This is a genomic window from Novosphingobium arvoryzae (assembly GCF_014652615.1).
Taxonomy (GTDB): Bacteria; Pseudomonadota; Alphaproteobacteria; order Sphingomonadales; family Sphingomonadaceae; genus Novosphingobium; species Novosphingobium arvoryzae.
Map to the genome: position 1 here is coordinate 1 of NZ_BMZD01000015.1, position 12181 is coordinate 12181.

Annotated in this window: 10 protein-coding genes; 1 reads left to right on the forward strand and 9 read right to left on the reverse strand. The window is 66.0% G+C overall.

Annotation, left to right across the window (positions count from 1 at the left end; genetic code table 11):
* Positions 1-56: 56 nt before the first annotated feature.
* The 9 genes from IE113_RS15900 to IE113_RS15940 form a co-directional block, all read right to left on the reverse strand.
* Positions 57-1355 (reverse strand): hypothetical protein, encoded by a 1299-nt coding sequence (locus IE113_RS15900; RefSeq protein WP_189543274.1) that lies wholly within the window; start codon positions 1353-1355, stop codon positions 57-59.
* Positions 1356-1411: 56 nt separating this feature from the next.
* Positions 1412-1948, reverse strand: coding sequence for a hypothetical protein (locus tag IE113_RS15905; protein WP_189543277.1), 537 nt, complete (start codon positions 1946-1948; stop codon positions 1412-1414).
* Positions 1948-4623 (reverse strand): aconitate hydratase AcnA, encoded by a 2676-nt coding sequence (gene acnA / locus IE113_RS15910; RefSeq protein WP_189543279.1) that lies wholly within the window; start codon positions 4621-4623, stop codon positions 1948-1950. Before acnA ends, IE113_RS15905 begins: the two co-directional genes overlap by 1 nt.
* A gap of 128 nt (positions 4624-4751) precedes the next feature.
* Positions 4752-5660 (reverse strand): DMT family transporter, encoded by a 909-nt coding sequence (locus tag IE113_RS15915; protein ID WP_229822671.1) that lies wholly within the window; start codon positions 5658-5660, stop codon positions 4752-4754.
* A 46-nt stretch (positions 5661-5706) separates the two neighbouring features.
* Positions 5707-6576, reverse strand: a complete 870-nt coding sequence (mmsB, locus tag IE113_RS15920) for a 3-hydroxyisobutyrate dehydrogenase (protein WP_189543281.1) — start codon at positions 6574-6576, stop codon at positions 5707-5709.
* Positions 6577-6580: 4 nt separating this feature from the next.
* Positions 6581-7363, reverse strand: coding sequence for an enoyl-CoA hydratase-related protein (locus IE113_RS15925; protein ID WP_189543283.1), 783 nt, complete (start codon positions 7361-7363; stop codon positions 6581-6583).
* Complete coding sequence (locus IE113_RS15930; RefSeq protein ID WP_189543285.1) at positions 7360-8418, reverse strand: enoyl-CoA hydratase/isomerase family protein; 1059 nt, start codon at positions 8416-8418, stop codon at positions 7360-7362. Before IE113_RS15930 ends, IE113_RS15925 begins: the two co-directional genes overlap by 4 nt.
* Positions 8415-9560, reverse strand: a complete 1146-nt coding sequence (locus tag IE113_RS15935; protein ID WP_189543286.1) for an acyl-CoA dehydrogenase family protein — start codon at positions 9558-9560, stop codon at positions 8415-8417. Before IE113_RS15935 ends, IE113_RS15930 begins: the two co-directional genes overlap by 4 nt.
* A gap of 14 nt (positions 9561-9574) precedes the next feature.
* A complete protein-coding gene (locus IE113_RS15940; protein WP_189543288.1) occupies positions 9575-11074 on the reverse strand; it encodes a CoA-acylating methylmalonate-semialdehyde dehydrogenase in 1500 nt (499 codons plus the stop codon).
* Positions 11075-11165: 91 nt separating this feature from the next.
* Between IE113_RS15940 and IE113_RS15945 the strand changes: the two genes are divergently transcribed.
* On the forward strand, positions 11166-12065 hold the full coding sequence (locus IE113_RS15945; RefSeq protein WP_189543290.1) for a LysR family transcriptional regulator: 900 nt from the start codon (positions 11166-11168) through the stop codon (positions 12063-12065).
* The last annotated feature ends 116 nt before the right edge of the window (positions 12066-12181 follow it).

The following is a 12181-nucleotide window of genomic DNA, read 5'->3' on the forward strand; positions in this document are numbered from 1 at the left end:
CGTCCGTCATGTTGCCTCTCCTATCCCGATGGCTAATGCACCGTAATGCTGGTGCATTATGACACCGTTGGGGAGAGCGGCATCCACCCCATCTCTGTGCTTTTGGATCTACAGGGGCGTGCTGGCAGCAGTGGCTGCGAGTCCGTATCGCCCCGGTGGGCAAAGAGAGCAGAGCTTATGTCGGTTCGGATGGCGCTTGTGAAATTGTCGGCCCTGGCGGCTGGCGGGGCGGTCGTCGGTGGGGGCGCGGTACACGTGGCAGAAGCTCCGGCTGCCAAGGTGCAATACGTCAAGCAGGCCAAGGCCGCGCCGGCACGGATCGCCAAGCGCAAGATCGTGCGCACCGCAGCTGCCGAACCGCGCAAGATGAAGCGCATCCGCCGCGTCGTGACCAAGACCGTCAGCTGCGCACCCGCCGCCGAGCCGCAGCAGATGGCGATGGCCATGCCCGTGCTGCCGCAGCTCCCGCAAATGCCGATGCCTTCGGGCGGCGGCGATGGCGGGCCGGTAGTGATTGGCGGGTCGGGCGGCTTCGGCTTTGGCGGCGGCTTCTTTGGCGGGTTCTTCGGCGGCAGCGGCGGCAGCAGCGGCAGCGTGGTGGTTTCCACCACGACCTCGGGCGGCTCCACTTCCACTTCGACCTCTGGCGGTTCGACCTCGTCGTCGGGCGGTTCCAGCTCCTCCTCGACCGGCGGGTTCACCTCGACGGGCGGATCGACCTCGACCTCGACGGGCGGCATCTCGACCTCCACCGGCGGGGTCTCGACCTCCACGGGGGGCGTCTCGACATCGACCGGCGGTGTTTCGACCTCCACGGGTGGCGTCACCAGCAGCACTTCGACGTCGTCCGGCAACGTCTCGACTTCGACCGGCGGCGTGACCAGCAGCAGCTCCACCTCGACCAGCTCGGGCAACGTCAGCACCTCGTCGGGCAACGTCAGCACCTCGTCGGGCAACGTCAGTTCGTCGTCCGGCAACAATTCGACCTCGTCATCGTCGGGCAACGTGTCGTCGTCCAGCTCGACGTCGTCGTCGGGTAATGTGTCGACCAGCTCCTCGACCTCGGGGAACGTCAGCACCAGCACGTCGTCGAGCACCAGCACTTCGGGCAACGTCTCGACCAGCACCAGCTCCTCGACGTCGTCGAGCACCAGCTCGTCGACTTCGTCGTCCACTTCGTCCTCGACTTCGACCTCGACCAGCTCGGGCAACACTTCGACGGGCAACACCTCCAGCGGGACCGACGTTCCGGCCCCGCCGATGATGCTGCTGTTTGGCGCAGCGGCGGCGGTGCTGGTCGGGCGGCGGCGGTTGGCCCGGCGCACGGCCTGACCGGTCGCGGCGCGATCCGGCATGAAAAAAGGGCGGTCCCTGCGGACCGCCCTTTTTCGTTTATCCGGTGGGGCCGGTTTCAGCCCTTGCTGGCGCGCAGCGTGTCAAAGCGCTCCTGCTCGGCCTGCTTGCGGCCCTTGATGTGGTGCGGCGCGCGCCAGAACAGCTTGCTGAACCAGGGCATTGCGTACGTTTCGATGTCATCGGCGACTTCGGTGGCAACGCGCAGGCAATCCTCTGCGCTGTCGGCGTCATAGCTGTACCAGAACGGCTCGCCCGCCTCGGTCAGCTCGCCCAATGACCGCATCGTGCGCCGCGCGAAACGCAGCAGGAACGGATCGTCCCACGAGGTTTCGCGCCACAACTGCGGCGAGCGCAGGCATGGCTCGATCGCCTTGCGCGAGGCGAACGGCAGGAACCGGACGCGCATGACGCGCACCGTCAAGCGGCACGCGCCATGCTTCTTGTAATAGTCGCCGTGCTGGATGCGGATGACCCAGGCCGTGGAGCCGTGACGCTGGAGGAAGCCACGCGAACCGCGGCGCTTCCATCCCAGTGCCCCCAGACGAGGCACGAGGACCTCTTCCAGTGCGCTCTGGACCGGGGTCTCCAGCATCAGGCGGCCAGCTTGCGCAGCACGTAGTGCAGGATGCCGCCGTTGTTGAAATACTCGATTTCGTTGGCGGTATCGATCCGGCACAGCGCGGTGAAGCTGAAGCTGCTGCCATCCTTGCGGGTGACGACGACTTCAACGTCCTGGCGCGGCTGCAGGCTGGCAACACCCTTGATGGTGAAGGTGTCGTCGCCGGTCAGGCCCAGCGTTTCGCGGGTCTGGCCGTCCTTGAACTGCAGGGGCAGCACGCCCATGCCGACCAGGTTGGAACGGTGGATACGCTCGAAGCTCTCCACGATCACCGCGCGCACGCCCAGCAGGTTGGTGCCCTTGGCGGCCCAGTCACGGCTGGAGCCGGTGCCGTATTCCTTGCCCGCAACGACGACCATCGGCGTACCGTCGGCCTTGTGCTTCATCGCCACGTCATAGACCGGCAGCACTTCCTCGCCATAGCGGCTCATGCCGCCTTCGATGCCGGGGACCATTTCGTTGCGGATGCGGATGTTGGCAAAGGTGCCGCGCATCATCACTTCGTGGTGGCCGCGGCGCGCGCCGTAGGAGTTGAAGTCGGCCTTGGCGACCTGGTGCTCCATCAGCCACTGGCCAGCCGGGCTGTCAGCCTTGATGTTGCCGGCCGGGCTGATGTGGTCGGTGGTGATCGAATCGCCCAGGATCAGCAGCGGCTTGGCTTCGACGATGTCCTGCACCGGAGCCGGGGTCATCGACATGCCGTCGAAGTACGGCGGGTTGGCGACATAGGTCGACCCGGCGCGCCAGGAATAGGTTTCGCTGCCCGTGACGTTGATCGCCTGCCAGTGCTCGTCGCCCTTGTAGACGTCGGCATAGCGGGCCTGGAACATCGCGCGGTCCATGCAGGAGGCCATCGTGCTGGCGACTTCCTCGTTGGTCGGCCAGATGTCCTTGAGGAACACGTCCTGGCCATCCTTGCCGGTGCCGATCGGGGTCGTGACGAAATCGTCGATCACGGTGCCCTTCAGCGCATAGGCCACCACCAGCGGCGGCGAGGCGAGGAAGTTGGCGCGCACGTCGGGCGAGACGCGGCCTTCGAAGTTGCGGTTGCCCGAGATCACGGCGGCGGCGACGAGGCCGTTTTCGTTGATCGCCTTGCTGATCGGTTCGGCCAGCGGACCGGAGTTGCCGATGCAGGTGGTGCAGCCATAGCCGACCAGGTTGAACCCGACGTTGTCGAGGTGCGACTGGAGGCCGGCCTTTTCGAGGTAGTCGGTGACGACCTGCGACCCCGGTGCGAGGCTGGTCTTGACCCACGGCTTGGGCTTCAGGCCCAGTTCGTCGGCCTTCTTGGCAACCAGGCCGGCGGCAACCAGCACGCCGGGGTTCGACGTGTTAGTGCAGCTGGTGATCGCAGCGATCATCACGTCGCCGTCACCGATGTCGAAGTCCTTGCCTTCGACCGGCACGCGGGTGTTGGTCTTCTTGTAGGTTTCGGCCATGTCCTTGGCGAACACGTCGTCAACTTGCGTCAGGTCCACGCGGTCCTGCGGGCGCTTCGGACCGGCGAGCGACGGCACCACGGTGCCCATGTCGAGTTCCAGCGTGCTGGAGAACACGGCGTCCGGCGCGTTGGGGTCGATCCAGAAGCCCTGCTCCTTGGCATAGGCCTCGACCAGCGCGATCTGATCTTCCTCGCGGCCGGTCAGGCGCAGGTAGTCCAGCGTCTTGTCGTCGATCCCGAAGAAGCCGCAGGTCGCGCCGTATTCCGGCGCCATGTTGGCCAGCGTTGCACGGTCCGCCAGGCTGAGCGAGGCGAGGCCGGGGCCGTAGTATTCGACGAAGCGGCCGACCACGCCATGCTTGCGCAACATGTTGGTGCAGGTCAGCACCAGGTCGGTCGCGGTCACGCCTTCCTTCAGCGCGCCGGTCAGCTTGAAGCCGACGACTTCGGGGATCAGCATCGAGACCGGCTGGCCGAGCATCGCGGCTTCGGCTTCGATCCCGCCGACGCCCCAGCCCAGCACGCCCAGGCCGTTGATCATGGTGGTGTGGCTGTCAGTGCCGACGCAGGTGTCGGGATAGGCCACGGTGGCGCCGTTCTGGTCGGTCGAGGTCCACACCGTCTGCGCGATGTTTTCCAGGTTCACCTGGTGGCAGATGCCGGTGCCCGGGGGAACGGCGTAGAAGTTGTTGAGCGACTTGGAACCCCACTTCAGGAAGTCATAGCGTTCCATGTTGCGGTGGTATTCGATCTCGACGTTCTGTTCGAACGCCTTTGGGTGGCCGAATTCATCGACCATGACCGAGTGGTCGATCACCAGGTTCACGGGGACCAGCGGGTTGATCTTGCTGGTGTCGCCGCCCAGCTTGGCAATCGCGTCGCGCATCGCGGCCAGATCGACGACGCAGGGCACGCCGGTGAAGTCCTGCAGCAGCACGCGGGCCGGACGGTACTGGATTTCGTTCTGCGATTCGGTCGGGTTCTTCTGCCAGTCGACCAGCGCCTGGGCATCCTGGGTCGATACGGTGAAACCGCCGTCTTCAAACCGCAGCAGGTTTTCCAGCAGCACCTTCATGCTGAACGGCAGGCGGCTGACGTCGCCCAGCTTGGCGGCGGCCTTCTTCAGCGAGTAATAGGCAAACTCCTTGCCCCCCACGTTCAGCGTGCTGCGCGTACCGAGTGTATCCTGTCCGACCTGGGTCATCCCTGCTGATCTCCTGAGCTAAAATACCCTGCCCCGCGCGCCCTTTTCGCGAGTGCAGCAGGGCCAGTTGTCGGCGCCGCCGATGCGCGCGAATCCCCCGCGCGTCAAGGGGCGGGGCCGATATTAGACTAAAGTGCGGTCTGTTCGATATGTTCCTTGCGCGGTGCGGCGATCCAGCATCCCAATACGATCAGGACCACGCCGATGATTGTCGGCACCGTCACCGGTTCGGCGAACATGAACCAGCCGATGATCGCGGCCCAGATGAACGCCGTGTATTCGATCGGCAGCAGTACCTGCGTTTCCGCCCGGCCATAGCCCCACGAGATCACCATCAGCGAAATCATCGCCAGCACCGCCCCCGCGCCAATGTCCAGCAGCGCGCGATTGTCCGGCACAGCGGCCAGCCACGGTGCGGCCAGGCCCAGGAACAGCGCGACGAACACCGTCTGGAACAGCGCCACCTCGGTCGGGCCGGACAGCAACGCCTGCTTGCGCTGGAGGATCAGGTTAAAGGCGTAGAGCACGGCCGACAGCAGGATCGCGCCGATCCCCCAGGCGGCATCGTCGCTGAAATCCTGCTCGCCGATCCGGGCCGCACCGATCACCACCACGCCAGCCAGCCCCAGCAGCGAGGCCAGGATCGCGCGCTTGCCGATGGTTTCGCCCAGCAGCACGGCGGCAAGGTAGAGCGCGATCAGCGGCGCGATGAACGACAGCGCGATGCCTTCCGCCATCGGCACGCGCACCAGCCCCCAGAAGAACGTCGTCGCCATGCCGCCGCTGACCGCACCGCGCAGCGCGTGCAGCTTCATCGCTCCGGCATTGGGCCAAACCCCGCCGCGCAGCTTCCACAACGGGAACATCAGCGCGGTCCCGATCAGCGAGCGGAACAGCATCGCGTTATACGCCCCGACTGCGATCGAGGCGTTCTTCATCAGCCCGTCCATCACGCTGAACAGCGCGATGCCAAATGTCACCGCGATGAACGGGGCGGCGTGGTGTTCATGGTGGGGAGTGGGGGAAGCGCTGGACACCTGCTCCCCTTATCCCAGCACTCGGCGCTTGTCGAAGGGCGACGGCCTAAAGCGTCTTGATGATCGCGGAAAAGTCCTGCCCGCCATTCCCGGCGGCGTTGAACGCGGCGTAGAGTTCCTCGGCGCGTGCGCCCATCGGCACTTGCGATCCGGCGGAGCGGGCCGCTTCCATCGCCAGCTTCAGGTCCTTGAGCATCAGCGCGGCGGCAAACCCGCCCTGATAGCCGTTGTCCGCCGGGCTGGCCGGGCCGACGCCGGGAACCGGGCAGTAGCTGGTCATCGACCACGACTGGCCCGAGGCCTTGCTGGAAATGTCGTAGAAGGTCTGGAGGTCCAGCCCCAGCTTCTCGGCCAGCGCAAAGGCCTCGCACGTGGCGATCATCGTCGCGCCCAGGATCATGTTGTTGCAGATCTTGGCGGCTTGGCCCGCGCCGCTGTCCCCGGCGTGGATCACCGCCTTGCCCATCGCGGACAGGATGGGTTCGGCCTTGGCAAAGGCATCCGCACTGCCGCCGACCATGAAGGTCAGCGTGCCGCCATTGGCCGCCGCGATCCCGCCGGAAACCGGGGCATCGACCATCGGATAGCCGCCCGACGCCGCGGCAGCGCCAATCAGCCTCGCCGTGTCGACATCGATGGTCGAGCAATCGAGCAGCAGCGCGCCGGCGGGCGCATGGCCGATCACATCGGCGGTATAGACGCTGTTGACGATCGCCCCGTTGGGCAGCATCGAAACGACCGCATCGGCGCCCTGCACAGCTTCCCGCACCGAGGTGTAGGTGGTGCAGCCATTCTCGGCCGCGCGGGCAAGGGCGTCTGCCGACAGGTCGAAGGCGTGGACGTCATGCCCGGCCTTGACCAGGTTCGCGGCCATCCCGCCGCCCATGTTGCCAAGGCCGATGAACGCGATCTTCATGGGCTTACTTCCCCTGCCACACGCCGGGGCGCTTCTCGATGAACGCGGCCATGCCTTCGGCCTTGTCCTCGGTCGCGGTCAGGACCTGGAAGATGCGGCGTTCCAGCAGCACGCCCTGTTCCAGCGTGGTTTCGAACGCGGCGTTGACCATTTCCTTGTTCGCGATGGCGGCCAGCGGCGGCATCGCGGCGATTTCGGCGGCGGTCTTCAAGGCTTCGTCGAGCAGGTTCGCCAGCGGCACCACGCGCGCGACAAGGCCGCTGCGTTCGGCTTCCTCGGCGCCCATCATTCGCCCGGTCAGGCACATTTCCATCGCCTTGGCCTTGCCCACGGCGCGGGTCAGGCGCTGGCTGCCGCCCATGCCGGGGGCCACGCCCAGCTTGATTTCGGGCTGGCCAAAGCGGGCGGTGTCCGCCGCGATGATGAAGTCCGCCATCATGGCAAGCTCGCACCCGCCGCCCAGCGCAAAGCCGTTGACGGCGGCGATCCAGGGCTTGCGCGTGGTCTTGACCAGATGGCTGGTCCAGCGGCTGAAGAAGTCTTGGCTGTAGAAGTCCGCTGCTGGCTTGTCGGCCATTTCCTTGATGTCGGCCCCGGCGGCGAACGCCTTTTCGCCTGCCCCGGTCAGCACCGCGCAGCGCTGCGACGGGTCCGCCTCGAACGCGGCAAAGGCGGCGATCAGGTCTTCCAGCACCAGGCTGTTGAGCGCGTTCAGCGCCTGCGGACGGTTCAGCGTGATCAGCGTGACCGCGCCGCGCTGTTCGACCAGGATGTTTTCGAAGCTCATAGGGGTTTCCATTCCTCGGCAGCCGGCAGGGCTGCGAAAATGTTGGCGATCAGGTCATCGGTCACGCCTTCGGGCGTGGCCGGGTTCCACTGCGGTGTGTTGTCCTTGTCGACGATCACGGCGCGAACCCCTTCGGCAAAGTCGGGCAGGGTCAGAACGCGGCTGGCGATGCGGTATTCCATCGCCATGTTCGCGGCAAAATCGGCGCACATCAGGCTCTCGGCCAGCTGGCGCAGCGCAACCTTGCAGGTCTGGGGCGATTTGGTTTGCAGGGTGGCGAGTTCCTTTGCCGCCCATTCGCTGTCGTCGGTGGACAGACTGGCCAGAATGTCCTCATACCGGTCCGACGCGAAGTGCTTTGCGATGCGCAGCGCGTTATCCTCGATCCGGGCATGGGGCGGGGTGGCGGAGAGCGCGGCCAGCACTTGCCCCGGTTCATGCCCCTGCGCGATCCGGGCCTTCGCCTCGGCCAGCGCCTCGTGCGGCAGGTAGTGGGTGGCAAGGCCCGCCCACTTGCATTCCGCCCCGTCAAACCGCGCGCCGGTCAGCGCCAGGAACTGCCCGATCCGCCCGGGCAGGCGCGACAGGTACCAGCCGCCGCCAACGTCCGGGAACAGGCCGATCCCGGTTTCGGGCATGGCATAGCGGGTATTCTCGGTCGCGACATGGAATCGCGCAGGCTGCGAAATGCCCACGCCGCCGCCCATCGTGATCCCGTCCATGAAGGCCACGACCGGCTTTTCATAGGTGAAGATCAGATGGTTGAGCTGGTATTCATCGTGGAAGAACTGCCGCCCGGACACGCCGCCATCGTTCAGCGCCGAATTGCGCAGGAACGCGATGTCCCCGCCAGAGCAGAAGCCGCGCCCCTCCGCATGGTCGATGATCACCGCGCGCACTTCGGGATCGTCCCGCCATTCCAGCAGCGCGGCGGTCATCGCGTGGACCATCGGCAGGGTCAGTGCATGGATCGCCTTGGGGCGATTGAGCGAGAGGAACCCGGCGGCGCCTTCGCGCCGGATGATAATGTCGTCAGTCCCGGAAATATTGGTCATTGGCGCAGCAGATCCCGTCCCACGATCATGCGCATGATCTGGTTCGTGCCCTCCAGGATCGAATGAACCCGCAGGTCGCGCCAGAACCGCTCGATCGGATAGTCCTTGAGGTAGCCATAGCCGCCGAACAGTTGCAACGCATCGTTGACGATCTTGCTGCCACTGTCGGTGGCGAGGCGCTTGGCCATGGCCGAGAAGCGCGACTTGTCGGGCGCATTGGCGCTGACCTTGCAGGCTGCCATGTAAAGCAAGGCGCGCGCGGCCTCGAGGTCGGTCGCCATGTCGGCCAGCATGAACTGGGTGTTCTGGAAATCGGCCACCGGCTGACCGAACTGCTGGCGATCCTTGGTATAGGCAATCGCCTCGTCCAGGCAGCGCTGCGCCCCGCCGAGCGAACAGGCCCCGATGTTGAGCCGCCCGCCGTCCAGCCCGGCCATCGCGAAGCGGAACCCGTCCCCTTCCGCGCCGACGCGATTGGCCACCGGCACCCGGCAATCCTCGAAGATTACTTGCGCGGTGGGGCTGGCGTTCCAGCCCAGCTTCTTTTCCGGCGCGCCGAACGACAGGCCGGGCGTGTCCTTGTCCACCACCAGGCAGGAAATGCCCTTTGCGCCGTTATCGCCGGTGCGGACCATCACGACATAAACGTCGTTCACCCCGCCGCCCGAAATGAACTGCTTGGTGCCGTTGAGGACATAGTGGTCCCCGTCCAGCCGCGCAGTGGTTTTCAGCGCCGCCGCGTCCGATCCGCTGCCGGGCTCGGTCAGGCAATAGCTGGCGATCTTGTCCATCGACACCAGGTCCGGCAGGTAACGCGCCTTCAGGTCATCGCCGCCGAACGTGTCGACCATCCACGCCGCCATGTTGTGGATGGAGATATAGGCGCTGGTCGCCGGGCAGCCATAGGCCATGGCTTCCATGATCAGCGCCGCTTCCAGCCGCCCGAGGCCAATCCCGCCCGATTCCTCGGACACATAGATCGCGCCAAAGCCCAGTTCCCCCGCCGCCTTCCAGACGTCGACGGGGTAATGGTGATCCTCGTCCCACTGCGCGGCAAAGGGCGTGATTCGATCGGCGGTGAACTTGCGCGCCATGTCCTGAATGGCGAGCTGGTCTTCGGTCAGGGCAAACTGATTGAACATAAGCCTAGCCTATCTCACCCCATCGTCGGGATGACAAACGCATTTCCGCCATCGGGCGAGCCATCCGGCCAGCGGGCGGTGACGGTCTTGACCTTGGTCCAGAACTTCACGCCCTCCATGCCGTGCTGGTTGGTGTCGCCAAACGCGCTGCGCTTCCACCCGCCGAAGGTGTGATAGGCGACCGGCACCGGGATCGGCACGTTGATGCCGACCATGCCGACGTTCACCCGCGCGGCAAATTCGCGCGCGGCGTGGCCGTTGCGCGTGAAGATCGCCACGCCGTTGCCATACTGGTGCTTGCTGGCAAGGCTCAGCGCTTCCTCGAAATCGTTGGCGCGGACCATCTGTAGCACCGGGCCGAAGATCTCGTTGTGATAGCTGTCCATGTCGGGGGTGACGTGATCGAACAGCGTCGGGCCGACGAAGTAGCCGTTTTCGTGGCCTTGCAGGGTGAACCCGCGCCCGTCGATCACCAGTTCCGCACCCTCTTCCACGCAGCGGGCGATCCAGCCTTCGACCTTTTCCTTGTGCGCCTGGGTCACGACCGGGCCGTAATGCGCCTCGGCATCGGTCGAGATGCCGACCTTCAGCGCCTCGATCGCCGGGATCAGCTTGGCCTTCAGGCGCTCGGCCGTATCCGCGCCGACCGGCACGACCACCGGCAGCGCCATGCAGCGTTCCCCGGCCGAACCGAAGGCTGCCCCCGCCAGATCGTTGACCACCTGATCGAGGTCCGCATCCGGCATGACGATGCCGTGGTTCTTGGCCCCGCCCATCGCCTGCACGCGCTTGCCCGCCGCGACGCCGCGGTTGTAAACGTAGTGCGCGATGTCGGACGAACCGACGAAGCTGACCGCACCGATCGCCGGGTGATCGAGGATCGCGTCGACCATTTCCTTGTCACCGTGGACGACCTGGCAGATGCCTTCGGGCAGGCCGGCCTCCAGGAACAGTTCGGCCAGCCGCACCGGCACGCTGGGGTCACGCTCGCTGGGCTTGATGATGAACGCGTTGCCGGTGGCGATCGCCACGCCGCTCATCCACAGGGGGATCATCGCGGGGAAGTTGAACGGGGTGATGCCGGCGCCGATGCCGATCGGCTGGCGCATCGAATAGACGTCGATGCCGGGCCCGGCGCCTTGCGTGTATTCGCCCTTCAGGACGTGCGGGATGCCGCAGCAGAATTCGATCACTTCCAGCCCGCGCTGGATGTCGCCCTTGGCGTCGGCGATGACCTTGCCATGTTCGCTGGACAGCATCAGCGCCAGTTCATCCATGTTGGCTTCGACCAGCGACTTGAAGTTGAACATCACGCGGGCGCGGCGCTGCGGGTTGGTCGCGGCCCAGCCGGGCTGCGCGGCGGCGGCGGCCTGCACGGCGCGTTCCAGCACGGCGGCATCGCCCAGCGCGACTTGCGCCTGAACGCCGCCGTTGTTGGGATCGAACACGTCGCCCTTGCGAGCCGTGGTCAGGCCGCCGGTGCCACCGGCAATGAAATGGTCGATAAAGCGCATGGGCGGTTCCTCTCGAATCCCGTGTTGCCACAGCCCTGCACCTGCATTGCGGTGCAGACAAGTTGCAATTTCGCGCCTATGAGCTGCATTTATGCAGGTGACGGACTGGAGCGATTATCAGGCATTTCTGGCGATTGCCCGCGCGGGTCAGTTGGCACGCGCGGCGCAGGTCATGGGCGTGGACGCCACCACGATGGGCCGCCGCCTGCGTCGGCTGGAAGCACGGCTGGGCGCAACCCTGTTCGAGCAGACCCGCGAAGGGCAGGTGCTGACCGAGGCGGGCGAGGCGCTGCTGGCGCGGGTGGAAGCCATGGCGCACGCCGCCGCCGGGATCGGCGAGGGGGCGGGGGCCAGCGGCGGGCTGTCCGGCACGTTGCGGATCAGCGTGTCGGAAGGGTTCGGCACATGGTTCCTGCCGCCCCTCCTGCCCGATTTCGCCCGCGCGCACCCAGTCTTGACGATCGATCTGGTCGCCAGCAGCGGGTTCCTCAGCCCGTCGAAGCGCGAGGCGGATATTGCCGTGACGCTATCGCGCCCCAAGGCCGGACCGGTGATCGCGCGCAAGCTGTCGGACTATGCACTGCGACTCTATGCCAGTCGGCCGTATCTGGCGGATGCGGGGATGCCCGCGCGCGCGGCGGAACTGGCGCAGGGGCACCGGCTGGTCGGGTACATCCCCGATCTGCTCTATGCGCCGGAACTGCGCTATCTGGATGAACTGCACCCTGGCCTGGCGGCAACGCTGCGCTCGTCCAGCATCAATGCCCAGCATCGGCTGGTCGCGGCGGGGGCGGGGATGGGGGTGCTGCCGTGCTTCATCGGCGATGCCGATCCGGCGCTGGTTCCGGTCCTACCGGAGCGACGCATCCTGCGCAGCTTCTGGATCGTCACCCACAAGGACACGCACAACCTGGCGCGGGTGCGGGCGGGCAAGGACTGGCTGGCGGAGGTGGTCCAGCACGGGCGCGAACGGCTGCTGCCGCCCGCGTAATGGCCATTGTCTTTCCGAAATTCGCGAAAGAGCGAATTTCGGGTTCGGCACCGGCCCGCTCCCCCGCCCGGCCACCCACAGCGTACAATTCCGTTGGGTGGCCGGGCGGGGGAGCG

Bases quoted from the DNA above. Each gene is read 5' to 3' on its own strand.
- IE113_RS15900 (WP_189543274.1), bottom strand. From the start codon at position 1,355: ATGCCGGATCGCGCCGCGACCGGTCAGGCCGTGCGCCGGGCCAACCGC.
- IE113_RS15905 (WP_189543277.1), bottom strand. From the start codon at position 1,948: ATGCTGGAGACCCCGGTCCAGAGCGCACTGGAAGAGGTCCTCGTGCCT.
- acnA (WP_189543279.1), bottom strand. From the start codon at position 4,623: ATGACCCAGGTCGGACAGGATACACTCGGTACGCGCAGCACGCTGAAC.
- mmsB (WP_189543281.1), bottom strand. From the start codon at position 6,576: ATGAAGATCGCGTTCATCGGCCTTGGCAACATGGGCGGCGGGATGGCC.
- IE113_RS15925 (WP_189543283.1), bottom strand. From the start codon at position 7,363: ATGAGCTTCGAAAACATCCTGGTCGAACAGCGCGGCGCGGTCACGCTG.
- IE113_RS15930 (WP_189543285.1), bottom strand. From the start codon at position 8,418: ATGACCAATATTTCCGGGACTGACGACATTATCATCCGGCGCGAAGGC.
- IE113_RS15935 (WP_189543286.1), bottom strand. From the start codon at position 9,560: ATGTTCAATCAGTTTGCCCTGACCGAAGACCAGCTCGCCATTCAGGAC.
- IE113_RS15940 (WP_189543288.1), bottom strand. From the start codon at position 11,074: ATGCGCTTTATCGACCATTTCATTGCCGGTGGCACCGGCGGCCTGACC.
- IE113_RS15945 (WP_189543290.1), top strand. From the start codon at position 11,166: ATGCAGGTGACGGACTGGAGCGATTATCAGGCATTTCTGGCGATTGCC.